This window comes from Paracoccus sp. MBLB3053, from assembly GCF_031822435.1.
GTDB classification, from domain to species: Bacteria; Pseudomonadota; Alphaproteobacteria; order Rhodobacterales; family Rhodobacteraceae; genus Paracoccus; species Paracoccus aurantius.
On sequence record NZ_JAVQLW010000002.1, the window covers coordinates 451,008 to 474,887 of the forward strand.

22 protein-coding genes are annotated in these 23,880 nt (G+C 62.6%); 8 read left to right on the forward strand and 14 right to left on the reverse strand.

Annotated elements, in window-relative coordinates:
- Positions 1–42: 42 nt before the first annotated feature.
- The 12 genes from RGQ15_RS16225 to RGQ15_RS16280 all read right to left on the reverse strand — a co-directional run bounded on the left by RGQ15_RS16225 (position 43) and on the right by RGQ15_RS16280 (position 13,890).
- Entirely contained in the window at positions 43–789 is a 747-nt protein-coding gene (locus tag RGQ15_RS16225; RefSeq protein WP_311161633.1) for a FadR/GntR family transcriptional regulator, read from the reverse strand.
- Positions 790–799: 10 nt separating this feature from the next.
- Entirely contained in the window at positions 800–1,783 is a 984-nt protein-coding gene (gene yjfF / locus RGQ15_RS16230; RefSeq protein WP_311161634.1) for a galactofuranose ABC transporter, permease protein YjfF, read from the reverse strand.
- Positions 1,780–2,778: an ABC transporter permease gene (locus RGQ15_RS16235; RefSeq protein WP_311161636.1), complete on the reverse strand. Its 999-nt coding sequence runs from the start codon at positions 2,776–2,778 to the stop codon at positions 1,780–1,782. Before RGQ15_RS16235 ends, yjfF begins: the two co-directional genes overlap by 4 nt.
- On the reverse strand, positions 2,775–4,286 hold the full coding sequence (locus RGQ15_RS16240; RefSeq protein ID WP_311161637.1) for a sugar ABC transporter ATP-binding protein: 1,512 nt from the start codon (positions 4,284–4,286) through the stop codon (positions 2,775–2,777). Before RGQ15_RS16240 ends, RGQ15_RS16235 begins: the two co-directional genes overlap by 4 nt.
- Positions 4,287–4,339: 53 nt before the next feature.
- Positions 4,340–5,299, reverse strand: coding sequence for a galactofuranose ABC transporter, galactofuranose-binding protein YtfQ (gene ytfQ / locus RGQ15_RS16245; RefSeq protein ID WP_311161638.1), 960 nt, complete (start codon positions 5,297–5,299; stop codon positions 4,340–4,342).
- Between the two features lie 128 nt (positions 5,300–5,427).
- Positions 5,428–6,804 carry a M81 family metallopeptidase gene (locus RGQ15_RS16250; RefSeq protein WP_311161639.1) on the reverse strand — a complete coding sequence of 459 codons (1,377 nt, stop codon included), beginning with the start codon at positions 6,802–6,804 and terminating at the stop codon, positions 5,428–5,430.
- 11 nt (positions 6,805–6,815) lie between these two features.
- Entirely contained in the window at positions 6,816–8,639 is a 1,824-nt protein-coding gene (locus tag RGQ15_RS16255) for a beta-N-acetylhexosaminidase (RefSeq protein ID WP_311161640.1), read from the reverse strand.
- Positions 8,640–8,695: 56 nt separating this feature from the next.
- Entirely contained in the window at positions 8,696–9,790 is a 1,095-nt protein-coding gene (locus RGQ15_RS16260) for an N-acetylglucosamine-6-phosphate deacetylase (protein WP_311161641.1), read from the reverse strand.
- Positions 9,784–11,037 (reverse strand): class II D-tagatose-bisphosphate aldolase non-catalytic subunit, encoded by a 1,254-nt coding sequence (locus tag RGQ15_RS16265; RefSeq protein WP_311161643.1) that lies wholly within the window; start codon positions 11,035–11,037, stop codon positions 9,784–9,786. Before RGQ15_RS16265 ends, RGQ15_RS16260 begins: the two co-directional genes overlap by 7 nt.
- The gene (locus RGQ15_RS16270) at positions 11,034–11,945 is read right to left on the reverse strand and encodes an ROK family protein (RefSeq protein ID WP_311161644.1); all 912 of its coding nucleotides are present in this window, start codon (positions 11,943–11,945) and stop codon (positions 11,034–11,036) included. Before RGQ15_RS16270 ends, RGQ15_RS16265 begins: the two co-directional genes overlap by 4 nt.
- Entirely contained in the window at positions 11,942–12,997 is a 1,056-nt protein-coding gene (locus RGQ15_RS16275) for a phosphosugar isomerase (RefSeq protein WP_311161646.1), read from the reverse strand. The genes RGQ15_RS16270 and RGQ15_RS16275 overlap by 4 nt, the downstream gene beginning before the upstream one ends.
- Positions 12,994–13,890, reverse strand: coding sequence for a DeoR/GlpR family DNA-binding transcription regulator (locus RGQ15_RS16280; RefSeq protein ID WP_311161648.1), 897 nt, complete (start codon positions 13,888–13,890; stop codon positions 12,994–12,996). Before RGQ15_RS16280 ends, RGQ15_RS16275 begins: the two co-directional genes overlap by 4 nt.
- Before the next feature lie 159 nt (positions 13,891–14,049).
- Here RGQ15_RS16280 and RGQ15_RS16285 point away from each other — a divergent pair, with 159 nt between their 5' ends.
- The 8 genes from RGQ15_RS16285 to RGQ15_RS16320 all read left to right on the forward strand — a co-directional run bounded on the left by RGQ15_RS16285 (position 14,050) and on the right by RGQ15_RS16320 (position 21,824).
- Positions 14,050–14,793: a copper homeostasis protein CutC gene (locus RGQ15_RS16285; RefSeq protein WP_311161649.1), complete on the forward strand. Its 744-nt coding sequence runs from the start codon at positions 14,050–14,052 to the stop codon at positions 14,791–14,793.
- Complete coding sequence (locus RGQ15_RS16290; RefSeq protein WP_311161650.1) at positions 14,790–15,941, forward strand: Gfo/Idh/MocA family protein; 1,152 nt, start codon at positions 14,790–14,792, stop codon at positions 15,939–15,941. Before RGQ15_RS16285 ends, RGQ15_RS16290 begins: the two co-directional genes overlap by 4 nt.
- Entirely contained in the window at positions 15,938–16,816 is an 879-nt protein-coding gene (locus RGQ15_RS16295; RefSeq protein ID WP_311161651.1) for a carbohydrate ABC transporter permease, read from the forward strand. The genes RGQ15_RS16290 and RGQ15_RS16295 overlap by 4 nt, the downstream gene beginning before the upstream one ends.
- Positions 16,813–17,655 carry a carbohydrate ABC transporter permease gene (locus RGQ15_RS16300; RefSeq protein WP_311161652.1) on the forward strand — a complete coding sequence of 281 codons (843 nt, stop codon included), beginning with the start codon at positions 16,813–16,815 and terminating at the stop codon, positions 17,653–17,655. Before RGQ15_RS16295 ends, RGQ15_RS16300 begins: the two co-directional genes overlap by 4 nt.
- Positions 17,656–17,688: 33 nt before the next feature.
- On the forward strand, positions 17,689–18,897 hold the full coding sequence (locus RGQ15_RS16305; RefSeq protein WP_311161653.1) for an extracellular solute-binding protein: 1,209 nt from the start codon (positions 17,689–17,691) through the stop codon (positions 18,895–18,897).
- 51 nt (positions 18,898–18,948) lie between these two features.
- Positions 18,949–20,070, forward strand: a complete 1,122-nt coding sequence (locus RGQ15_RS16310) for an ABC transporter ATP-binding protein (protein WP_311161654.1) — start codon at positions 18,949–18,951, stop codon at positions 20,068–20,070.
- Positions 20,071–20,091: 21 nt separating this feature from the next.
- Positions 20,092–20,841: a glucosamine-6-phosphate deaminase gene (locus tag RGQ15_RS16315; protein ID WP_311161655.1), complete on the forward strand. Its 750-nt coding sequence runs from the start codon at positions 20,092–20,094 to the stop codon at positions 20,839–20,841.
- Between the two features lie 74 nt (positions 20,842–20,915).
- Positions 20,916–21,824: a nucleoside hydrolase gene (locus tag RGQ15_RS16320; protein WP_311161656.1), complete on the forward strand. Its 909-nt coding sequence runs from the start codon at positions 20,916–20,918 to the stop codon at positions 21,822–21,824.
- Here the strand turns inward: RGQ15_RS16320 and RGQ15_RS16325 are convergent.
- Complete coding sequence (locus RGQ15_RS16325) at positions 21,821–22,822, reverse strand: Fic family protein (RefSeq protein ID WP_311161658.1); 1,002 nt, start codon at positions 22,820–22,822, stop codon at positions 21,821–21,823. The two genes, RGQ15_RS16320 and RGQ15_RS16325, sit on opposite strands and share 4 nt — an antisense overlap.
- Positions 22,823–22,895: 73 nt before the next feature.
- Positions 22,896–23,831, reverse strand: a complete 936-nt coding sequence (locus RGQ15_RS16330; RefSeq protein WP_311161659.1) for an NAD-dependent epimerase/dehydratase family protein — start codon at positions 23,829–23,831, stop codon at positions 22,896–22,898.
- Between the last annotated feature and the right edge of the window lie 49 nt (positions 23,832–23,880).

Genomic DNA, 23,880 nt, shown 5'->3' on the forward strand with positions numbered 1-23,880 from the left:
GAGCCGAAAGCCCCAATAGCCGGCAAATTCGATCCTGCTTGCCTAGGCCATCCGGCTCGGATCATCGCCATCAAGTGCCTCGCGCGATCGGTCCGCCCCTTCCAGAACGACATCGCGCATCGCGAGCGCTGCTGCCTCGGGGTCGCGCGCTGCAATGGCGCTGGCGATCTTGAGGTGTTGCGAGGCACAGCGCGAAATTCCCTCTGGGCTAAGCGCGGGCGAGGAAATCTGGAAGGACACTGCCAGCGCGGCTTCGATCAAGGTTGTGACCGAACGCATGAAGGGGTTTCGCGACATCGCCGCGACCGCGAGATGGAAGTTCAAATCCTCCTGCGCGACGGATTCGCGGGTATGTGCGGGATTGTCGATCCGTGCCGCAATGCTGAACAGATTGACGATCTCGTCGCTGGTCGCATTCAACGCGGCCAGCCGCGCCGCAGCGGGTTCGAAGGCAAGGCGCATATCACGAAGATGGTCGACGAATTCACTGTCCATCCCGGATTGCATCTTCCATGAGATCACGTCGGAATCGACGAAATTCCACTTCTCGCGCGGGTTGACGCGCGTGCCGACACGGGTCTTGGCGCGGACCAGCCCCTTGGCCGCCAGCGTTTTCATCGCCTCGCGCAGGACGCTGCGCGAAACGCCGAAACGTCCGGAAAGCTGCTGATCTCCGGGCAGCGTCGAGTTCTCTGCGAAATCGCCGACAACGATCGCGCTGCCAAGTTCTTCGACGACGCGGGCATGGCTGGAACGCGGCTGATTGCCGAACATACGCTGGCGCAGCACGCCCATGATCCTATTCCCTTGCGGCGGCGCTCATCGTCGCCCGGCGCTCTGATATCAGCATGATCAGCCGCTGCAAGACGATGAAGGCGAACAGCAAAAGTCCGACGACGATCTTGGTCCACCATGACGACAGCGTTCCGTCGAAGACGATATAGGTCTGGATGAGCCCCTGGATCAAAACCCCGAAAAGGGTTCCGAGCACGAGGCCCGATCCCCCCGTCAGCAATGTTCCACCGACAACCACTGCCGCTATCGCGTCAAGTTCGACCCCAACGGTCGCCAGCGAATATCCGGCCGATGTGTAAAGCGTATATGCAAGTCCAGACAGTCCCGCCATGAAGCCCGAGAATGCGTAGAGTTGGACCATCGTGCGGCGAAGCGGCACTCCCATCAGTTCGGCGGATTGTTCCGACCCGCCGATCGCATAGACGTTTGCGCCAAACCGGCTTCGATGCGCGAGGATCACGCCCACGACAAAGGCAAGCAGCATCAGGATCGCAAGGAAGCTGAGCCTTCCCTTGTCTGGCAGGCGAATGAAGATCCCCTTCAGAAAACGTAGGAAGTCGTGACTGATCGGCACGGAATCCGTCGAGATCAGGAAGGCCGCGCCTCGGGCAAGGAACATGCCGGCCAGCGTCACCACGAATGCGGGCATTTTCAGCACATGGATCGTCAGCCCCATGAGTGCGCCGAATGCCGTGGACACCAACAAAGCCAGCGCGAAGGCCAGCGCCGGATGCACCCCGGCCCGGATCAGCACGGCCACGAAAACCGAGGTAAAAGCAATGACCGAGCCGACCGAAAGGTCGATGCCGCCAGACAGGATGACGAAGGTCATCCCCACAGCCGCGATCCCAAGAAATGCGTTGTCTGTCAGCAGGTTGCCAGCAACACGATAGGACAGCATGTTGGGAAACTGCAACACGCATAACGCATAGGCCACGACGAAGATGAGAACTGTCGCAAGGAAGGGCAGATTGCGCGCACGGATCATTTCGACACCCCCTTGCGGCGCAGCAGGTCTCGCAATGTGGCCAATTCGTCAGCAACAGCGGGGGATTGCAGGGTCAGAATCGTCACGATCACCACAGCCTTCACGATCAGGTTGAACTCCGGGGGCCAGCCCGACATCAGGATGCCTGTGTTCAACGCCTGGATGATCAGCGCGCCGATCAGCGAAGCGGTGATCGAGAAGCGCCCACCGGCCAGCGAGGTCCCCCCGATCACCACGGCCAGGATGGCATCGAGTTCAAGCCACAAACCGGCATTGTTGGCGTCGGCGCCGTGAATGTCGGCCGTCACGATCATTCCCGCCATTGCCGCGCACAACCCGGAAATCCCGTAGGTCGCCAGGATCAGGAAGCGGGCACGCACGCCCACGAGCATCGACGCGCGCCGGTTGATCCCGACAGCCTCGATCAGCAGCCCCAATGCGGTCCGCCGGACAAGAAGGCCGACGACCAGCCCCAGGGCAAGCCAGATGAGAATAGGCATCGGAACGCCCATGACAGCGCCCGAGCCAATGAACGAAAAGGCCGGGTTGTTGAAGGTGAGGATCACGCCACCGGTGATCAACTGCGCGATTCCACGCCCTGCCACCATCAAAATAAGCGTCGCGATGATCGGCTGGATATCGAGAAATGCGACCAGCATTCCGTTCCAGATCCCGCAAAGCAGGCCAAGGGCCAGCGACACCACCAGAACCACCAGTACGGGCTGGCCATCGGCAACAAGCGTGGCGGCCACTGCACCAGTGATCGCCATGACTGCCCCGACCGACAGGTCAATTCCCCTCGTCGCTATGACCAGAGTCATGCCGATGGCGAGAAGCGCGACAGGTGCCACGCGAACACCGACATCGATGATGCTTCCGTAAAGCCGTCCGTTCTGCACCGTGATCGAGAAAAACCCTGGCGAAATCAGACCGACGAGCACCAGAACGACAGCCAGAGCCAGCAATTGGGGCTGCAATTGACGCATTTTTCTCATGCGGCATCTCCGGGAACGGCCATCGCCTCGACAATGGCCTCGGCGGTTATTTCGGCCCCCTTGAGTTCCCGTACATGTTGGCGATCCGACAGCACGATCACCCGCGTCGAGAAGGCCACAAGTTCCTCGATCTCGGACGAAATGACGACAAGAGCCATGCCATCGGCGCGAAGTTTCTCGATCAGGTTGATGATTTCGGCATGGGCGCCGATGTCGATGCCGCGGGTGGGTTCATCCAAGATCAAAAGCCTCGGGTTGGTGGCGAGCCAACGGGCAAGGATCGCCTTTTGCTGGTTTCCCCCTGAAAGAAACTTGATGGGGCGATCGGGATCGGGCGGGCGAATATCCAGCGCACCGATATAGCGTTCGGCTATCGCATCCGCCTCACGACGGGCGATGGGTCGGGCCCAGCCCTTTCTCGCCTGAAGCGCCAGAAGGATGTTCTGTCGAACCGAAAGGTCGCCGACGATGCCATCGCTCTTGCGTTCCTCGGGGCACATCCCGAAACCGGCCGCGATTGCATCCTGTGGAGAGTGCAGCTCGACCGGTTTGCCGTCAACCGAAGCGTGCCCGCTATCGGGTCTGTCGATACCGAACATCAGCCGCGCCGTTTCAGTTCGGCCAGAACCCAAGAGGCCCGCAATGCCCACAACCTCCCCCGGACGGATGTCGAGATCGAAGGGCGCAATCGAGCCGCGCTTGCCGTAATTCTCAAACCTGAAGGCCGCTGGAATATCGGGCTCGACAGCGCCCGGATCGCGATGGTCGGTCGCATCCGCCAGTTCGCGTCCCAGCATCATTGCCACAAGCTCGCGCCGCGGCAGTTCGGAAATATCGCGCGATCCGACCATGCGGCCATTTCGCAGAACCGTCACACGGTCGGCAATCTGATAAACCTGGTCGAGGAAATGAGTGATGATGACGATGCCCAGACCTTGTTCCCGCAATTGTCGCAGCACGTCGAACAGGGCCTCGACTTCGCGCGCATCGAGGCTGGCTGTCGGTTCGTCAAGAAACAGGACCTTGCCGGAGAGATCGACTGCGCGTGCAATGGCAATGATCTGTCGAACCGCGACCGGGTAGCGCGCCAGGGTCTCGTCAGGATCTGCCGGAACTCCGTAGCGCGCCAGCAATCTTGCGCTGTCTTTGCGCATCTTGCGCCGATCGATCAGCCCCATCCGGCGCGGCTGCCGACCAAGATAGAGGTTCTCGGCAACGGTCAGGTTATCGAGCAGGTTTACCTCCTGATAGACCGTCCCGATCCCGAGATCCTGCGCATCGGCGACCGCGCGCGGTTCGACCTTCACGCCTTCAAGCTGCATCGAGCCCGCATCGCGCCGATAGGCACCGGTCAGGATCTTGACGAGCGTGGACTTACCCGCCCCGTTTTCGCCCAGAAGGGCATGAATCTCTCCCCCGCGCAGAGAAAAGTCCACGCCGTCCAGCACCTTGACGCCAAAGAACGACTTGTCGATTCCCTGCGCCGAAAGCAGCGCATCTTTGGTCATGTTCATTTTCCTGAGGGAGGTCGGGCGGGGTTATGGCCCCCGCCCTTTTGCACTCAGTAGCCCAGATCTTTCTTGGACTCGTAGACGCCCTTGGGATCGTCGCCCTGAGTGAACAGCTTGGATTCGGTCTGGATCCATTTCGGCGGCATGGTGCCGTCGGCCAGGTATTTTTCCAGAACGTCGAAGGCCGGCCCCGCCATGTTCGGCGTCAGTTCGACGGTGGCATTCGCCTCGCCTTCGGCCATGGCCAGGAAAATATCGGGCACCGCGTCGATGGACACCACCTTGATGTCGGAGCCCGGCTTCAGGCCAGCTTCCTTGATGGCCTGGATCGCACCAACGGCCATGTCGTCGTTATGGGCATAGACCGCGCAGATGTCCTTGCCGCCGTTTTCGGCCTTGATGAAGCTCTCCATCACCTCCTTGCCCTTGGTGCGGGTGAAGTCGCCGGTCTGGCTGCGCGAGATGGTGATATTGTCGTGGCCTGCAATGGCTTCCTCGAAGCCTTTCTTGCGGTTGATCGCCGGCGAGGAACCCGTCGTGCCCTGCAGTTCGACGACCTTGCATTCCTGGTCGCCGACATCCTTCACCAGCCATTCACCAGCAACCTTGCCTTCGAATACCTGGTCCGAGGTGACAGCGGTCAGATAGAGTTCGTCCGACGCGTCGATCTGACGGTCCAGCAAGATCACGGGGATCTCGGCGTCCTTCGCCTCGGCCAGCACGTCTTCCCAGCCAGTGGCGACGACCGGGGCGATCAGGATCGCGTCAACCCCCTGGGCAATGAAGCCGCGGACCGCCTTGATCTGGTTTTCCTGTTTCTGCTGGGCGTCGGCAAACTTGAGATCAATGCCCCGTTCCTTGGCCTGCTGCAGCGTGACGGTGGTTTCTGCAGCGCGCCAACCAGATTCCGAGCCGATCTGCGAGAATCCGACCGTCATGTCGGCGGCAAAGGCCGCTCCGGACATCATCAGACAGGCGACCGAACTGGCCGCAAGAAAATTGCGTTTCATGATTTTATCCTCCCCTTGGAAAGGCCTCCAACCTTCCTCCTTCAGGAATAAAATATGATTTTTAATGCGTCAACAGGTCTGGGGGAGTCCTGAAACCTAAGGATTCATGCGAATAGACGCTCGAAAAGTCAGACCATTGGCGAATCGTTCTGCTGAAATGGCCAGGTCGGACGGTGCCGGTGCAAATTTTCCAACATCGCCAGGTCCTGCGATACCGCGCCGTCGGTCAGGGCCATGACCTGAGCCATCTGAAGGTTTCGCAGATCGGGCGAAAGATAACCCGACTTGACGACGAGAAGATGAATGCCGTGCGGATCAAGGCCTAACGAAGCAAAGTCTGCCAGGTAGTGAAACGGCCTGCGCCGTTCGGTCAGTACCACATCAATTCCACCTAGGGTCGCGATCGCCTCAGTCTTGGAGAACCGAACCGTTTCGGGCCGGATCGTCACCTGCGGGCCACCCCCACCCAATTCGCCGCCAATCGTCACCTTTGACGCACCCAGCCGGAGCGCTGCGACCGCGCGTGGGGCGGCGATGCCGGCAAGGATCGCCTTTCTAACCGTTCCGCTGCCCCAACCCCGCCGCAACAGTGCCTCGAGCACGTCGGCGCGATCGCCAACGGCGCCGGCCGTCGGATTGTCGCCGCTATCAGCAAGGATGGTTGGCCCATCCAATTCGTCCAGAAGCCTGTCCAGCGGAGCGGAGATCATGTCGGGTAGCAGCGCCTCGCGCACGGACCAGTAGGCGTGGGCAATGTCGCGCGCGACTGCCCGGCCGGCATCCGGGTCGGTGCAGGTCACGACCGCCGCCGCCGTGGCACGAGGACTGTCGGCCCAGACGTAGCCAATCATGAGATTCGCGTCGCAGATCCCTTGTTTCTGGTCATATTCCGGCAAGGCCGCGTAAAGCGACCTACAGGGCTCGACGTAGGTCGAAGACATCTCGCCCGACACCAGCAGGGGTATCGGCACTCGAACGACCAATGGTCTTGGCCCGCCGTGCAAGGCATCAAGCAGCATCCGGGCCGCCCGAGCCTTCGTCTCGCGCTGGTCGACATGCGGCGCAGTGCGGAAGGCCGCGAACGCATCGATTGCATTCACGATCCGCTCGCTGATCTGGCCGTGCAGGTCCCAGGCAGATGAGATGATCGCATGCGTGCCGACAATCATCCGGATGCGCTCGACGAACTCGCCTTCCGGATCGTCGATGCCGGGCACGAAATATGCGCCATGCATGATCAGCAAGACGCCATCGAGTGGCAGGGCATCCGCGAGCCTGTCACAGAACTCGTCACATTGTGCGGTGAACACCTCGGGTGAAACCGGACCGCCGGGGATCGAGCGGTCATGAAAGATCGGGACGGGCTCGATGCCCCTCCATTCATGATCGACGCCGGCCAGATCCAGCAGGGCTGAACCTTCGCTGCGCGCAAAGTCGGATGCGACCTGCAAAAGGGGCGAATAGGTCGAGCATTCCGTATGAAGACCGCCGATTGCGACGCGCATTTCAAGTTCCTTCAAAGCTGGGGCATCAGCGGCGCAAGGGCCATGAAACGCCGGAAATCCTTTCCCTCTGGCAAGGTCCATGCGGATTCGGCCACCGCCGAAAGTCGCGGGAAGACCATGGCGTTCCAGCGCGCCCGGCTATTGAGCATTTCGGCCCAAACCCCGCCCTGGATTCCCACCAGCCGGCCCTTGGCATTGGCGGGCAGCCCCTCGCTTGGTTCGAAACCATAGGTTTTTTCGGTCGGAACTACTCCGCCCCAAGTGAGCCCGATACCGTCCCAGCGGTGGTCATGGGCCATGTCCAGGTAGTAGGCCTGGCCGGGGGTAGCGACGACATCATATCCCGCCTCCATCAGCTCGGCGGTCTTCTCGACCGAGCGCCAGGCGAAAAGCAACGTTCCCACCGCAGAGACACCGCCGCCATCGGCGCATTCGTCCCAGCCGGCCAGAAATCGACCGCGCCGAGCCAGCATATCCTGCATCCGGCGCATGAAATATGCCTGCAACCGGTCGGTTACGTCCTTTCCCCCGAAACCCTCGGCCTGTGCCAGCCGCATCGCGGCCGGGCTTGCCTGCCAGGACAATGGGGCCACCTCGTCGCCCCCAAGGTGGATCAGAGAGGACGGAAAGATGTCGCAAACTTCATCCAGCACCGTTTCGAGCACGTCATAGACTGCCGGAATAGCCGGGTTGACCGCGTTGTTCGGATAGCCCTGGATCGAATGATAGCTGTCCGGAAGTTCTGCCCGATCGGCAAGCTCAGGCATAGCTGCCAAAAGCGAGGCAAGATGGCCCGGCATGTCGATTTCGGGCATGACCTCAATGCCAAGGCGAGCGCCGTGTGCAACCAGTGCACGCGCCTCGATCCCGGTGTAATAACCCAGCTGCCCCGTCGCAGGATCGGCATATTGAGGTGCCAATGCTTCAGACATGCCGCGGCGCGATCCGATCTCGGTCAGTTGCGGTAGGGCGGGAATTTCGAGACGCCACCCTTCGTCATCGGTCAGATGCCAATGAAGACGGTTCATCCGGTGCCACGCCAGAATGTCGATGACACGATGGACTTGCTCGATCGGGCGGAAATTGCGTGAAACGTCCATATGCATGCCGCGCCATGCAAAGCGCGGCCAGTCCTCGATCCTTCCCCGCAGCGGCACGTCAAAGCGGGGATCTGTCAGGGCTCCGTGAATGATCTGGGCAAGCGCAATCAGACCGTGGCGCAAACCTGCCGGTCCATGATGGCACAGCGCGATCGCTTCGGGCGCGAAATCCAGTACATATCCGCCCTCCGGCAGCTTGGGATCGTCTTGCGGATCCACCGGACGCCCAGCGGACGAGATGATCGACGGGGCAAGCGGGAAAAGTCTGCGATGCAATGCGGCGATTTCGACCAGATCCGGCCGCAGTCTGATGCCCGGCTGAGCGCCCCATTCCTCGACCTTTGCCTTTTGAGGCCAGGGCAGCATGGAAAGCGGGATCTCGATTTGCCCTTCAAAAGCCGGACGCACAGGATCGACAGGCGCGCTCGCCAGGGCCTCAAGATCACCAATCAGCAGCGGCACATCGCCTTCCGGCGTTTCCAGCCAGGCCGACATCGCCCCTTGCGAGCGGTTTGCGGGTGGATGGGTCAGGGTGCGGATCTCGATGTCCCATGCCTCTCCCGGCGCGATCCGATGCCCGTCTGGTGCAGCCAGGCGATGATGGTTTCCCAGACGTCGCGAGAAATCAGCGCCAGAAATTTCCGCCGGCATCAGAACACGTGTCATCGACGCAAAGCAAAGCGCCGTCGCCGAAACCGTGCCCCCACCCAGATTGACGATACGAAAGCGGAACATTCCGCCCTTGCTTGATGGCGCCCCCTTTGGCGACCAGCTTTGTTCGAGCCAGAGCGTCATTTCAGCAGGGCCCTCATCTGCAAATCCTTGTCCAGCGCCACGAGATCACGCAATGGCACCCCCGGCGCCACGGCAAGTGGCGGCAAGCCCATCGCCTGGCGCGGCAGGTCCGTCGCCATGGCAATTGCGCGCTCGAGGGGCAGTCCGGTCATCGCAATCAGGCGCCTCATCGATTCCAGCATGTCGATATGCGCCCCGGCGAGTGAGCCCTGCGCATTCACCAATGCGCCGTCCTTCACGTGGATATCCATGCCGTAAAGCGAGAAGTGGTCGGGCCCGCCCACGGTTGGCATCGCGTCCGAGACGATAAAGCAGCGATCGGGTCGAGGCCGGGCGTTGATTGCGATGTTCAGCATCTCGGCCGAGACATGGATGCCATCTGCGATAAGGCCGCACCACGCTTTGGAAAGGATCGCGGCCGCAATCACGCCGGGTTCGCGCGACGTCATCTGAGGCATGGCGTTGTAAAGGTGGGTGAACATGGTCACGCCATTTGCCAAGCCCAAGCGCGCCTCATCCGCGTTGGCCATCGTATGCCCGGCAGAAAGGACAACCCCCAGGTCCGCAGCTTCGCGCAGCAGCCGGAGATCGGCCAGTTCGGGCGCAAGTGTCAGCAGCGTCGGGACCCCTGCTCCGCGCAGCCTTCGCAGCACATCCAACGTGTGTTCGTCGAGCGGCCGGATGAAGCGCGCATCATGCGTGCCCTTGCGGGCCGTCGCAATATGCGGCCCTTCGATATGAATGCCCGCAACGCCCGGCTGGCCCATCGCCGCGATCGCTGCGGAAGCGGCGGCTTCCAGTACTTCAGGGCTGTCGGTGATGACGGTAGGCAGGATCTGGGCCGTGCCAAGCCGATGATGCGCTTCGGCAATGGCAGCTATTCCTTCCGGCGTGGGGTTCGCGTTGAACAGCACGCCTCCGCCCCCATTCACCTGCAGGTCTGTGCAACCGGGCATCATGAGCGACACCGAGAGATCAGGAGTGTCATCTCCCAGCGGGCGGAATCGCGAGACGCGCCCATCCTTGATCTCAATCGCACGACCCGTGGTCAGCTTCCCATTCGTCCATAGCCTTTCAGCGGCGATCAGCATGACTTCACCGGGTAGTAATCTGACAGACGTTGCTCGACATGGGCTTGCAGGATGGCCCGGGCGGGTGAGAGATCCAATCGGGCCGCGCGCTCGAGTGTCGCGGCGGGCAGGTATTGCAGCAGAAGCGGCTCTGGCAACGAGCCATCGAGTGCCGCGCAAAGCGCGTCAATTTCGGCCTTTGCCTGTGGCCAGTAATAACGGATGCGGTCTGCATATCCGAAATGTCGCAAAAGCCGCATGGTTTCCGCGTCGCCATGGTAATGGCCCTGCCAGTATTTCGGGGCCGCCAGCATCAATTGCTCGATCCGGGTCGAGATATGCGGGCTGCCGTCGATCCATGACCTGACATGCGAAAGGGCATAGAGCGCCTCGCGCCAGGCGAAGGTCAGCGCCGGGCCGACCTTTAGGATCGCGAAATTGCGCCGGGTCAAATCGGCGTATACCCCGGCTGCTTGATAGTCGGTCGAATGGGCCTCGAAGCAGAGATTGTGGTTCTCTCCCAGCACCGGCGTCAGCGCATCCGGTTGGCTTGGATCGAACCGGTGCACCTGGGCAGGCGAGAATTCAAGCCCCGGCTGCACGACAAGCCCGCGCACCCTTTGCCAGGCAGCCTGCTGTGATGCCGCCGAAAATGCGTCCTCGTGTCGGCTCAGCGTCGCCATAGCCGCCTTGGCAGAGGTCGGAAGAATGCCTTCATCATCGTGCCTGGCCCCGCCGGGCGGAGGAACCTCGGTCCCGACGATATAAACGAGAGCATCAGGTTCGGGTGCATTTGCCTCGGCAACGGCGGCGAGCCGGGCCGCGCGCTCGGCAGCCACTTCGTCTCCGACCTGCGCGGGTTCACCGAGACACCCTTCCGAGCAATCGAGATGGATCTTTGTAAAACCCGCGCGGACATAGTCCGCGATCAGCGTTTCGGCCAGCGCCATTGCCGCCGCCGGGTCCTGCCCCCGCCATGCCTGCGGCCCGAGATGGTCACCCCCAAGGATCAGCGGCACGTGTTCAAGACCCTGCGCGACGGCGATTTCGCGCACGAAGGCCACGAATTCGGCGGGCGTCATGCCGGTATATCCGCCGAACTGGTTGACCTGATTCGACGTCGCCTCGATCAGCGCAGGCATCGCGTGTTCATGAGCCTGCCGCAGTCCAGCCGCGATCACATCAGGATGGGCCGAGCAAATCGAGGGTATTGCAGGGCCCCGCCGCTGCCTGACGGCCCGGATCAATGGAGTCAGAAGATCGCTCATGCCATGCCTGCCTTTGCCATCAACGCGGCACCACGGGCGCCGGAGCTGTCCCCATGCAGGGCAACCCTGATATCCGGCAGGCGCACCTGTCCAAGGCGAAGCTTGCCGATCGCTTCCGATAGCATTTCGGGCAGGCGCGGGATGTTCGAGAGCCCACCCCCTAAAACGATGACCTGCGGATCAAGCATCAGTTGCGCGGAATAGATCATCTCGCCCGTCAGATCGGCCCAGATCTGCATGACCCGAGCGGATTCGGCATCTGCGGATGCCCTGCTCGCGACGGATTGGGGCTCGGGATCAGCGAGCCCGGCCCATTCGGCAATGCGCCGCAATCCTGTCCCAGACGTGTAATTCTCATTGCAAGCGATACGACCGCAGCCGCAGGTCCAGATCGGCAGCCGGTGACGCTCAAGCGCGCGGGCGGGCATGCCAAGATGACCGATCTCGACCGCGAGCCCCGCATGACGCGGCGGGATGCGCCCCTCGATCACGAAGCCGGCGCCGACACCTGTCCCAAGCACCAGCCCAAGCACGGAATCCGCCCCTTCCGCCGCACCGCCATGCGCTTCGGAATAGGCAAAAGCCATGCAATCGTTGACCATCGGCAAGCCGCGCCCCAGGCTTTCGCGCAGCGCAAGGCCCAGATTATGTCCCGAGACGGGGATATTCGACGCAGTGGCGATGCCGGTTTTCGGATCGATCAGACCCGCAATCGAGATGGCGATCGGCAAGGACGCATTCTCGCCGGTCGCTTCCAGCCAGCGGATTTGTTCGACCAATGCAGCCAAGAAGCTGGCGAAGTCCTCTCGCGGGGTCGAAACCCGCTTTACGGCGACCGTCTGCATCATGCCGTCGAACAGCCGAGCCTCGATCTTGGTGCCGCCCAGGTCGATCGCGCCGCTGATCATGCCTGCCACTCATAGAGTTTCACGCCTGAAACGACGCGGGTGAGGTTCCTGCCGGCGAAGGGATCGTCGACCGCTAATCCCAGCTCCTCGGACCAGCGATGCGCGAGCACCTGTGCCGGAAGAACATAAAGTACCGGATCGGCCGCCGTGCCAGTGGGCGCGAAGGATATCCCGTGGCTGTCGCCGATGGTCGTGACGGCAGTGGCAGGAAACTGGCGGCGAATCTCGTCCGCAAGGTCCAGATCGTAACGCGCAGCGTTCGCATCGGGCGAGATCATCACGAAAACCGCCGTTTCATCATCGACCGCCGCCTTGGGACCGTGCCGGAAACCCAGCGTGCTGTCCCATTGTGTCACGGTCTGACCGGCCGTCAGTTCAAGCACTTTCAGCGCCGATTCCCGCGCGATCGCCGTCAAGGCTCCGGAGCCGAGAAATATGGCCCGACTGGGCCTTGGTGCGGGCATCTTCCACAGCGCGGGCAGCATCGCCTCTGCCGTCTTCGCCAGATGCGGCAGGGCGACAACTGCATCGAACCCCGACTCAAGGCAGGCAAGCGCGCTGAGATACATGGTCGTAAAGCTTGATGTCATGGCAAAACCACGATCATGCGTGGCTTCCGGCAGGACCAGCGCGCGCGTTTCGCCAGGTCCCGGTCCGACACGTTGCCCCAGAGCACTTTCCCCATTGCAGGTGATGTTCAGACGGTCGATGTCGGGGCGATGTGCGTCCAGAAGGTCGAGCAGTCCGACCGATTCCGAGCTATCACCGCTGCGTCCGAATTGCACGGATATTACTCGCCCATTCTGACGGAACGCGAGGTCAGGCTGGGCCACCAGATCGGTCGTGGGCCATGCCCGCAGCGCACCACCCAATTGCCGCGTCAGCGCCTCGCCGATATAGGCTGATGTTCCCGCGCCTGAAAGCCAGATCTCGGACGGATTGCGTGCCGTGATCCAGTCGCGAAGCGTCGCGGCCTGCGCGGCGAGCGGTTCGGCCCAACCACGCCAGATCTCTGGCTGAGCGTTGATTTCCTGGGCAGTGAATGTGGTCATGCTTTTTCCTTCGGATCGGCCGCAGGATCGTCGGCAACGATGAGCCGCACGCCGGCGGCTTCCAGCGCGGCGCAGATCTCGTTCCCCGGCTTGCGGTCTGTTATCAGGATCTTGATGCGCGAGAGCCCGCAGATGCGGTGCAGGCGCGAGGCGCGGAACTTGGTGTGATCTGCGAGGACAATCACGCGGGCCGAGGCATCGACCATCGCGCGCGTGACATGAGCTTCGTCCTCGGAATAGGTCGAGAGCCCGCCATCGGGATCAATGCTGTCGGCCCCCATGATGAAACTGTCGAAATTCATCCCGGCCAGACTGCTTTCCGCCAGACGGCCGGTCAGCGAACCGGTGGAAGGGCGGATCACGCCTCCCGTCAGCATCACCTTGTGGCGTCCGCTTCGCATCGCATGCTGCGCAACCACCAGCCCCGAAGTCATGATCGTCATCGGCGGGTGATCCTCACCCTGACCGAGGAAATCTGCGACCATCTCGACGGTAGAGCCATTGTCTATGAGCACCGCCCGATCATCATCCAGCAGCCCCATGGCGACCCGCGCAATCCGCCGCTTTGCCTCGGGATTTGCAAGGCGGCGGTCTGCGGCCTGCGGATGCACCGCCAGACCGGCGCTTTGCGCAGCCAGCGCCAGAGCAAGTTCGATCCGGAATTCAGCCAGACCGGCAAAGCCCAGGTTCCGGCAGAATCGGATCAAAGTGGGCTCAGAGGTGCCAAGTCGGGCGCAGATCTCGCGCGAGGTCATGCGGATGAATTCCGACGGATCCTCGACCGCAAATGCCGCGATCGCCCGCAACTTCCCCGGCATGGATTCGCTTGCCGACAGAACGGCCGCCCACAGGGCTGCGCCGTGAGGCGGTCTTTCGTCCGGGGCCTGCTGCATTCCGCGCCTCATGCCTTGATCTGCTCAGCACAATGTTTGGGAGCCGCATAGTTTTGTCAAACTAAAATCGGAAGAGAGAAATTTTAGATCTGCGCAAAAAAATGTTTACAGAAGCTTTGATTTGCTGTTGCCTCGGCTGCGTGATCAGACGGAGGCCCGATGCAAGACCGACCTCACGCCCCTCTTCTGGAAGTCTGCGTGGACGATCCCGCGGGACTGTCAGCCGCGATCGCAGGGGGCGCGGACCGGATCGAACTTTGTGCCGCACTTTCACTCGGGGGCATGACGCCACCGCCCGGATTGATCAGACAGGCATCGCGCATCGCACTTCCTGTCTGCGCGATGATCCGCCCGCGCGCCGGTGGTTTCGTCTATGACGATTCCGAGGTGGACGCCGCATTAAGCGACATTGCCGCAATTCGCGCGGCCGGTCTTGCAGGGATCGTTACGGGCGCCACGCACGCGGACGGACGGCTCGACGTCGAGACGATCGCCCGGTTTCGGGACGCGGCTGCAGGGATGGAACTTGTGATCCACCGTGCCTTCGACCTGTCGCCCGACCTCGAGGAGACGCTTGAGCAGGTTATCGGATTGGGCGCCTGCCGCGTCCTGACGTCGGGCGGGGCGAGCTCGGCACCCGAGGGCGTCGATATGATCGGAAAACTTGCGACCCAGGCTCGCGGGCGCATCACGATCATGGCGGGCGGTGGCGTCCGGCCCGAAAACGCCGCCATGCTTTTGAGGGCCGGCGCGCTTGATCTGCACAGTTCCTGTAGCTCGGTCCTGCCGGATCAGGAAGTTGCAACGAAGATCAATATCGTGGCTTCTCGGCCGCAGACGATGGCGGACAATGTCAGGGCGCTCCGCGCGGCCCTGCATGCGGCACGGGAGGAGATGGCATGAAGACGGGTGTGATCGGCCTTGGAAACCGGATCGCAGCGATCCTGCCCTTCCTTCGCGAATCCTGCCCGGATCTCGAACTGGTCGCGGTTGCAGATCCCGGGCCGGATCAGGAACAGCGCATATCTGAAGCGGCACCGGCTCATCACTATTCCGACGCGGCGGACATGATGGCCCGGCACAGGTTCGATCTGCTGCTGATCGGTTCGCCCAATCACCTGCATCTCACGCATTTGCAGCGCGCGCTTGCCACCGACACGCCGCATATCTTCGCCGAGAAGCCCGTCGTTATCTCACTTGAGGAAACGCTTGAGCTTGCGCGCCTGCTTCGCGCACATGACGGCGTAGCGCGCGTGGCCGTGGGCATGGTGCTGCGCTATTCGGCACTATACCGCGCCCTTCGTGCATCCGCCCCCGATATCGGCGAAGTCATGTCGATCGAGGCGGCCGAACATATCGCCCCCTATCACGGCAGCTTCTTCATGCGCGACTGGCGCCGGGACAGCGCCTTCTCGGGCGGTTTCATGCTGGAGAAGTGCTGCCATGATCTGGACCTGTATCAAGGCGCCGTCGGCGCCCGGCCGGCGCGGGTCGCAAGTTTCGGCGGGCGCAAGAAATACCTGCCCGTCCATCGGCCCGGCCAAGCGCCCGACTATCTCAGGGTCATGTCGCCGCGCTGGGGGGGCACGTCCGACGCCTATTCGGGACAGGGCGATCTCATCGATTATCAGACCGCGCTGATCGAATACGAAAACGGTGCCACAATGGCCTTTCACACGAACATGAATACGCCCGACGAGTTTCGCCGCTTTGCCGTGATCGGCACCGAGGGCATGGCCGAGGGCGATTTCATCCGCAATTATTTCAAGCTGACCCGCGCCCATGACAGCGCCGTGCTGATCGACCATCCCGAGATCGGCAAAGCGGGTGACATGACGCACCACTATGGCGCGGACGAGGCGATGTGCCGCGATCTTGCCGCCCATTGGCGCGGCGAACTGACTGAACTGCCTCTGACCGTGACCGATGCGCTGGAAGCGGGCGTGACCGCCCTCGCCATGGATCAGGCCCGCCGCGAGGGGCGGGTCGTGGATCTGGCAGGTTTCTGGGCCGAATTCGACACGGCGCTTTCGGGCAAGGCCGTCGCATGAGGCGGGTCGACCCCTTTCCCTATCTGCTGCTGGTCCCGGCGCTGCTGCTGGTCGGCGTGATCGCCGCATGGCCCTTGATCGAGACCTTCCGCCTGTCATTTACCGACGCGTCGATGAAGCAGACGCAGGAATATGTGGGATTCGCCAACTACGCCAAATTCTTCCAGCGCGATTTCTGGCCGATCCTTGGCCGGACGCTGGTCTGGACCTCGCTTTCGGTCAGCCTGAAACTGGTCATGGGCCTGATCGGCGCGGTGCTTCTGAATGCCGCCGTGCCGGGCCGCGCGCTGTTCCGCATCCTGATCATGCCGCCCTGGGTCGTTCCTGTCGCGGTAGGCTGCTTCATGTGGGCATGGATGTATAATGGCCAGTTCGGGATGATTTCCGGTCTTGGCCAGCGTTTCGGGGTCTTCTCGGGGCCCTTCGAGTTCCTCGCCTACAAGCAGGCGGCCTTCATCTCGACCGTGGTCACCGATGTGTGGATCGGCACGCCGCTGGTATCGCTTTACCTGCTGGCGGCGATGCAGACGATCCCGAAGGACCTCTACGAGGCCGCCTGGACCGATGGCGCGGGCCGGCTCTACCGCTTCCGCCGGGTGACGCTGCCGCTTTTGATGCCCTCGATCACCACGATGGCGCTGCTGTCGACGATCTGGACCTTCAACAGCTTCGAGATCATCTGGATCCTGACCGAGGGCGGCCCGCGCGGCTCGACCACCACCATGATCATCGACACCTACCGCACCGCGATTTCCCGCTTCCGCTACGGTGAGGGGGCGGCGCGGGCGGTGATGATCCTGATCTGCCTGATGGTGCTGTCCGCGATCTACCTGGCGCTGTTGAACCGCCTGACCAGGAAAGGACGCGCGAAATGATCAACCGCTATCGCTGGTGGGAGCTTGTCCTGATCTATGCCGGCATGGCGCTGTTCCTGACCTTCATGCTCGCGCCCTTCATCGAGGCCTTCATGGTCTCGCTGCGGCCGCTGAACGAGGTCTTCCGCATCCCCTACCGTTTCATCGCCGAGGGGATGAGCCTCGCGAACTACCACCAGATCTGGATCTCGCAGCCGATGCTGGGGCGCTGGATTATCAACAGCTTCGGCATCGCTCTCGCGGTCACGGTCCTGTCGATGATGTGCTCGATCCCCGCCGCCTATGCCATCGCCCGCTTCAAGTTCAAGCTGCGCGACGGGCTGCTCTCGGTCTTCCTCGCGGTTTCGATGGTGGGGGCGGCGGTGCTGATCATCCCGCTCTACAAGCTGATGCTGGCGCTGGGGCTTCTGAACACCTATGCGGCGATGATCATCCCGGGCGCGGCCTTCACCGTGCCGACCGGCATTTTCCTCATGCGCAGCTATTTCATGCGCATCCCGGCCGAGCTGGAAGAGGCCGCCTATGTCGACGGCGCGAGCCGCCTTTACACCATGCGCCGGGTCATCCTGCCGATCGCGGCGCCGGGCATGGTCGTCGTCGCCATCACCACCTTCATCACGGCCTATGCCCAGCAGTTCCTCTTCGCGCTGACCTTCAACTCGAAGAACCACCTGAACCCGCTGCCGGTCGGCCTTTACCAGTTCTTCGGTCATCAGGAGGTTCGCTGGAACGAACTGATGGCCGCCAGCATCGTCGGCGTGCTGCCGGTGCTGGTGCTCTACGTCTTCCTGCAACGATACATCGTCGCCGGGCTGACCGCCGGCGCGGTGAAGGAATGACGCCTACGGTCGCATATAACAGGGAGTAAAAAATTGAAGATCCGTTCCTTTATCCTGGCCTCGACGGCGGTCTTCGCGCTGTCCAGCGCCGCACAGGCCGCGACCGAGCTCTACCTGATCAACTGCGGCGCCGATAACGAGCCGCAGGCCCCGGTCCAGCAGACCCATATCGACGAATGGGTCAAGGCAAACCCGGATTACACCGTCCGCGTGGAATTCCTGCCCTGGGAACAGTGCCAGGAGAAGACTCTGACGCTGGCCGCCGCGGGCACGCCGCCCGCCGCCGCCTATATGGGCTCGCGCGTGCTGAAGCAGCTTTCCGCCGCAGGCCAGATCGTCCCGATCGAGCTGACGGATGACGAGCTCAAGACCTATGAGCCCTCGGTCATCTCGACGGTGCAGTTCGACGGCCAGGTCTGGGGCCTGCCGCGCGCCTTCTCGACCAAGGCGCTTTACTGGAACAAGGATCTGTTCAAGGAAGCGGGTCTGGACATGCCGAACGGCCCGCAGACCTTCGAGGAAATGCTGACCGCCGCCAAGGCGATCAAGGAAAAGACCAAGGCCGCCGGCTTCGGCATGCCAGCCGCCGACATGGACAACACCTTCCACGAATTCCTGAACTTCCTCTATTCCAACGGCGGGCAGGTCGTGGACGCCGATGGAAAGGTCGTGTTCGACAGCCCGAACAATGTCGAGACGCTGAAATTCTATCAGGAATTGGCGAAATACTCGCAGGAAGGGCCGGTCGCCTATGACCGTGGCAAGCTCGAGCCGCTGTTCAAGGAAGGCCAGATCGCCATGTACACCTCGGGCGCCTGGGGCCGCGGCAAGGCCGAGGGCGTGAATTACGGCGTCGCACTGATCCCGGCTGGACCCTCGGGCAAGCATTCGACCCTGCTGATCACCGACAGCCTCGTGGTCTTCAAGGGCACCGGCCAGGAAGAGGCTACCCAGAACCTGATCAAGTTCCTGACCGCCCCCGAGCGCCAGTCGGCCTTCGACGAGGCCGGCGGCTGGACCCCGATCCGCGCCGGCGCAGGCGCCGATGCGCTGGTCGCGAAGGACCCGAACTGGAAGCCCTTCATCGACGCCGTGCCGACCGGCGGCCCCGAGCCCCTGATGCAGGACTATATCGCGATGCAGGACGCCGCTATCGAAGGCATTCAGGCCGTCATCTCGGATGAGATCACCCCGGAAGAAGCCGCCAAGAATATCCAGGACGGCCTTGCCGCGCTGAACTGATCAAGTTGCGGGGGCGGCATCGCCCCCGCCATTTTCCCCGAGGAGCAGCCGATGGGCGATCTGAAACTGACGGGCGTGACCAAGGACTTCGGCATCGCACGCGTCATCCACCCGACCGACCTGCAGATCCGAGACGGCGAATTCACGGTCTTCGTCGGACCTTCCGGCTGCGGCAAGTCCACCATGCTGCGCATGATCGCGGGGCTTGAGGACATCTCGGCCGGCACGCTGGAAATCGACGGGCGCGTCGTCAACGACCTCGCCCCGGCGAAGCGCGGCATCGCCATGGTGTTCCAGAGCTACGCGCTTTACCCGCATCTGAACGTCTATGAGAACATCGCCTTCCCGCTGCGCGTCGATCGCCGCTCCGAGGCCGAGGTGCGCCAGAAGGTCGGCGCCGCCGCCGAGGTGCTGAAGCTGACCGAGCGCCTGCAGCACAAGCCCGGCGAGCTCTCGGGCGGCCAGCGCCAGCGCGTCGCCATCGGCAGGGCCATCGTGCGCGAGCCTTCGGTGTTCCTCTTCGACGAGCCGCTCTCGAACCTTGACGCGGCGCTGCGCGGTGAAATGCGGGTCGAGCTCTCGCGCTTGCACGGCAAGCTGGCCAACACCATGATCTACGTCACGCATGACCAGATCGAGGCGATGACAATGGCCGACAGGATCGTCGTCCTGAATGCGGGAAGGGTTGAGCAGGTCGGCAGCCCTCTGGAACTTTTCCATCGCCCGGCGAACCGTTTCGTCGCCGGTTTCATCGGCAACCCGAACATGAACTTCCTGCCCTCGAGGGTGATTACGACGACAGCCGAAGGGATCACGCTGCAGATCGAGAACGGTCCCGAATTCACAATTCCCGTCGAGGGCAAGCCCGCCCCCGGCGATCCCCTGACACTGGGCATCCGCCCCGACGACCTCAGGCCAGATCCGGCCGGGCTGCAATGCCGGGTGGATGTCGTCGAACGGTTGGGAAACAGTTCGGTCCTATATTGCGTGGCCGAAGGGGAACGCCAGATCTGCATGGTGACCGACGGAGCGACCCAAGCCGTTCCCGATGAGATGATCGGTATCAGCTTTGATCCGGCTGCTGCGCATGTCTTCACCGAGGATGGCAGAGCCCTGCCCCGTCGCCATGTGCCGGTCGATCTTGCCCGGTTGCCCAGCACCCGGAAAGTCTGAGAATTGGGACAGATGCGCTCGATGAAACTCATGCCGCTGACCGAGCCGGGCGACGCCATCGCATGCGCCGCGCGCGCCATCATCGAGATGGTCCAGCGCAAGCCGGATGCCATTCTGGGCCTTGCCACGGGGGGCACGATGGAGCCGCTTTATGCCCTTCTCGTCGCGGCCCATCGCGACGGGCTGAGCTTCGCCCGCATCAGGACAGTCAACCTGGACGAATATGTCGGGCTGCCCCCCGATCATCCGAATTCCTACCACCGTTACATGGCACGGCATTTTCTGGAACATGTGGACGTTCCGCCAGCGAATAGCTTCATCCCCTGCGGCCACATTGATCCGGCACGCGCCGCTTCCCAATACGCATCCCTTCTGGATGATCTGGGGCCGGTCGATCTGCAGCTTCTCGGGATCGGGGAAAATGGCCATATCGGCTTCAATGAGCCCGGCACCGCGCTTGACGCCCCAACGCGGGTGACGGCCCTTTCTCCGATCACGATGGCGGCGAATGCCCGGTTCTTTTCCCCCGGAGCAGAAGTGCCCTCCCAAGCCGTGACGATGGGCACCGCTGCCATCCTCTCTGCCCGCCGCATTGTCGTCCTGGCGACAGGCAGGGCAAAATCAGCGGCACTTGCCGATGCCTTGGACGGGCCGGTCTGCCCGGAATGCCCCGCCTCCTATCTGCGGCTGCATCCCGATTGCACGATCCACGCAGATCATGCCGCGGGGGCATTGCTGCGTGTGCTGCCGTCACAGCGGCCCGCCGCCTGAGGCGCTCCGAAACGGCCTTGATCGATCGGGCCAGTATCAATAAGACCGACGATCTTTCGAAGGAGCGCGCGGGCATGAAAGTTCTCATCGACACCGATCCAGGCATCGACGATGCGATGGCGATCGTCTTTGCGGCGCGTCATCCGGATGTCGAACTTGTGGGACTGACCAGTGTCTTCGGCAACGTTCCTGTCGACATCGCAACCCGCAACGCCTTGGCCCTGGTCGAGCATTGCGAATTGGATATCCCCGTGGCCCAAGGCGCTTCCCGTCCGCTTGAACTGCCACCGTTCGACTTCCCCGCCCATATCCACGGCGAGCATGGCTTTGGTCACCTGCCCGCCGCCAGCCCTTCCAGAGCGGTTCTGGGCGAAAGCGCGGCCGAGTTCATGACCCGGATCGCGCGCGAGAACCCCGGAGAGATCACGCTTTGCCCGGTAGGACCCATCACCAACGTCGCAGAAGCAATCAGGCTTGATCCGGCATTCGCGGGAAACCTGCGCCGGATCGTCTTCATGGGCGGCGCGCTCGACGCGCGCGGGAACATTACGCCGCATGCGGAGGCGAACACCTATCACGACCCCCACGCTTTGGAGGTCGTGCTTCGCTCGGGTGCCGAGATCCTGATGATCGGGCTTGATGTGACAATGCGGGTCCAGTTGCAGGCCGCCGATTTCCGCGAGCTTGCGCTGCATGCTCCGCATGACGGCGGGTTTCTGGACCGGATGTCGGGTCTCTATCTCGATTTCTACCGTTCGATCGGTCAGGAAGGATGTGCGCTTCACGATCCGATGGCCGTCATTGCCTGTATTCAGGACGGGCTTTTCACGCTCGAGAACACCGCCCTTTCAACCGTTCTGGAGGGCGACGAGATCGGCCGCACGCAGCGCCGGGCAGGAGAGAGCCGAACCTTTGCCGCGCTTGACTGTGACGCCAGTGCGATACGGTCGATGTTTCTCGACACGATCCGTCGCGGAGCCTAGCGGCCCGCCGTCCAGAGCCTGAAGCGGCGGGCACCGGTCACTTCGCGAAGCAGACCCATGCTGTGCATCCGGGACAGCAGACGTTCGGCGGTGTCGCGGCTGATCCCTGTCGCAGTCTCGACCATTGCCGTCGTCATCAGGGGGTTTGCGGCCAGAGCTTCGATGATGCGCGCAGAATTGTCGCCCTTGATTGTCGCTGTTGCTTGTCGCGCGCGAAGCGCCCAATCGGCAATCCGCAGCAATTCCCGCCGCGCCTCGGTCGTTCCCTGCAGGACAGCTTCCAACTGTCGCCGCATCCGATCTGCGGGGGTGCCACCATCAATCCAGACCGAGCGCCCTGCCCGCCCGAGCGGCACGAACTTTAGCGCCTCCATCCCGGTCGCCATGTCGCGGGCTGTCCACGTGCCGGGTTCGACAAGGCATTCCGGACTGGACAGATCGGCGATGCGCCAAGCCGCGCGCAAGACCGGCGCCCGGGCGATAGGTTCAAGGGCGGAGAACCCCGCCGCCGTTGACAGGAACTCGGCGGCCGCTGCATCGAACGCTTCTCCGACGGGCCGGGCGGCCAGCGCTTCGGCCAATCCGGCACTTTCACTTCGGTGCAGGCCAAGGAAGCCACGCAGGTCATCAAGCAGTCCCTGCCCTTCGAAACGGCGCAAACCCCAGCGCGCAAGCCGCATCGATTCAAGATCAGTGCCGGCGCGCGCATCCATGACTTCGCGGCCGATCTCTTCGCGACGCAAAGGCGAACCTTGCGCCCAGAGCATGGATTCAAGTTCGATCAACGCAAGCCGTCGCGTGGCCCCGGCCCGGGCCTCCGCGCCCAGCCCGCCAAGCGTCGCATCAAGTCGCCCTAAGGATGCGGCAGCCTGGGCCAGCAGACCGGAATGGGAGTCCTGCGCCTGCAACCAGTCTCGCAGACGCAGGATCGGCGCAGCAGGCTTTTCGTTTGCCTCGGTTTCGTCCAGCCAGTCGCTCGAAGGAATCGAATTGCTCATGCCCCAAGCCTATCCGGATTCCGACGATAGGACAGGGGGAACCTCATGGAGGCTACGAAACCTTTGCCGGGCGTCACCCGATTGTCTCGCGGAAATGTGTCAGGAGTTCACTGATCCCGGCCGCCAGATCCACCTCGGGTGACCAGCCCAACTCGGTCCTGGCGCGCGTGATATCAAGATAATTGCGGGGGACGTCGATGCTCCGCCCCGGAAGGTAGTCGCGCGAGACGGCATGCCCCAGAGAAGCTTCGATCAGTTCGAGAAGCCGGTTCAGCGAAGTTCCCTGCCCCGATCCGATATTGATCTCGGTTCCGGAAACTGCCGAGTCGCCGGCCGTGACGATCGCCCGTGCCACGTCCCGGACATGAATGAAATCGCGCTCGACGCTGCCGTCGCCCCAGATCTGGATCGTTTCACCTCGCACGGCCATCGCGGCAAAGGTCGTGAGCGCCCCTTGAGCCTTTCGCGTGTTCTGATACGGACCGTAGGGATTGGCGATCCGCAGCGATAGTGTCGAAAGGGGGACGCCGTCGCCCCGACCATCATAGAGCCGCAGGTATTTTTCGCATGCGAGCTTCGAAACCCCATATGCGTTGATCGGAAAGGTCGCGTGATCTTCCGGGATCGGCACCACTTCTGTCGGACCGTAGACGGTCCCGCCCGAGGATGTGAAGACCAGTCGGCCAACTCCGCGGGTCAGCGCCATTTCCAGGATGCCAAGCGTTCCCACCACGTTCTCGGCGCAGTCTCTGGGCGGGTTCATGTTCGCTTCGCGCGGCATGGCGGTCGCGGCGAGGTGATAGACCGTGCCCACCCCGGTCATCGCTTCGTGCAGCAGTTCCTGCTGCAAGAAGCTGCCGGACCAATGGGTCAGATCCGGGTGACTTACCCGTCCGGGCCCAAGATCCAGCGTGCGGACTTCGTGGCCTGCGGTGAGAAGCGCTTCGACCAGATATCGGCCGATGAAGCCGCTTCCACCGATGACAAGGATCGGAGATTTCGCCGTCATGATCGCCTCGTTCGTGAAGGGCTGCCCCCTGCATAGGCCGCGCGGCAAT

Excerpts from the sequence above, each read along its gene's own strand:
- yjfF (WP_311161634.1), bottom strand. The coding sequence starts at position 1,783 with ATGATCCGTGCGCGCAATCTGCCCTTCCTTGCGACAGTTCTCATCTTC.
- RGQ15_RS16235 (WP_311161636.1), bottom strand. The coding sequence starts at position 2,778 with ATGAGAAAAATGCGTCAATTGCAGCCCCAATTGCTGGCTCTGGCTGTC.
- RGQ15_RS16240 (WP_311161637.1), bottom strand. The coding sequence starts at position 4,286 with ATGACCAAAGATGCGCTGCTTTCGGCGCAGGGAATCGACAAGTCGTTC.
- ytfQ (WP_311161638.1), bottom strand. The coding sequence starts at position 5,299 with ATGAAACGCAATTTTCTTGCGGCCAGTTCGGTCGCCTGTCTGATGATG.
- RGQ15_RS16250 (WP_311161639.1), bottom strand. The coding sequence starts at position 6,804 with ATGCGCGTCGCAATCGGCGGTCTTCATACGGAATGCTCGACCTATTCG.
- RGQ15_RS16255 (WP_311161640.1), bottom strand. The coding sequence starts at position 8,639 with ATGTTCCGCTTTCGTATCGTCAATCTGGGTGGGGGCACGGTTTCGGCG.
- RGQ15_RS16260 (WP_311161641.1), bottom strand. The coding sequence starts at position 9,790 with ATGCTGATCGCCGCTGAAAGGCTATGGACGAATGGGAAGCTGACCACG.
- RGQ15_RS16265 (WP_311161643.1), bottom strand. The coding sequence starts at position 11,037 with ATGAGCGATCTTCTGACTCCATTGATCCGGGCCGTCAGGCAGCGGCGG.
- RGQ15_RS16270 (WP_311161644.1), bottom strand. The coding sequence starts at position 11,945 with ATGATCAGCGGCGCGATCGACCTGGGCGGCACCAAGATCGAGGCTCGG.
- RGQ15_RS16275 (WP_311161646.1), bottom strand. The coding sequence starts at position 12,997 with ATGACCACATTCACTGCCCAGGAAATCAACGCTCAGCCAGAGATCTGG.
- RGQ15_RS16280 (WP_311161648.1), bottom strand. The coding sequence starts at position 13,890 with ATGCAGCAGGCCCCGGACGAAAGACCGCCTCACGGCGCAGCCCTGTGG.
- RGQ15_RS16285 (WP_311161649.1), top strand. The coding sequence starts at position 14,050 with ATGCAAGACCGACCTCACGCCCCTCTTCTGGAAGTCTGCGTGGACGAT.
- RGQ15_RS16290 (WP_311161650.1), top strand. The coding sequence starts at position 14,790 with ATGAAGACGGGTGTGATCGGCCTTGGAAACCGGATCGCAGCGATCCTG.
- RGQ15_RS16295 (WP_311161651.1), top strand. The coding sequence starts at position 15,938 with ATGAGGCGGGTCGACCCCTTTCCCTATCTGCTGCTGGTCCCGGCGCTG.
- RGQ15_RS16300 (WP_311161652.1), top strand. The coding sequence starts at position 16,813 with ATGATCAACCGCTATCGCTGGTGGGAGCTTGTCCTGATCTATGCCGGC.
- RGQ15_RS16310 (WP_311161654.1), top strand. The coding sequence starts at position 18,949 with ATGGGCGATCTGAAACTGACGGGCGTGACCAAGGACTTCGGCATCGCA.
- RGQ15_RS16315 (WP_311161655.1), top strand. The coding sequence starts at position 20,092 with ATGAAACTCATGCCGCTGACCGAGCCGGGCGACGCCATCGCATGCGCC.
- RGQ15_RS16320 (WP_311161656.1), top strand. The coding sequence starts at position 20,916 with ATGAAAGTTCTCATCGACACCGATCCAGGCATCGACGATGCGATGGCG.
- RGQ15_RS16325 (WP_311161658.1), bottom strand. The coding sequence starts at position 22,822 with ATGAGCAATTCGATTCCTTCGAGCGACTGGCTGGACGAAACCGAGGCA.
- RGQ15_RS16330 (WP_311161659.1), bottom strand. The coding sequence starts at position 23,831 with ATGACGGCGAAATCTCCGATCCTTGTCATCGGTGGAAGCGGCTTCATC.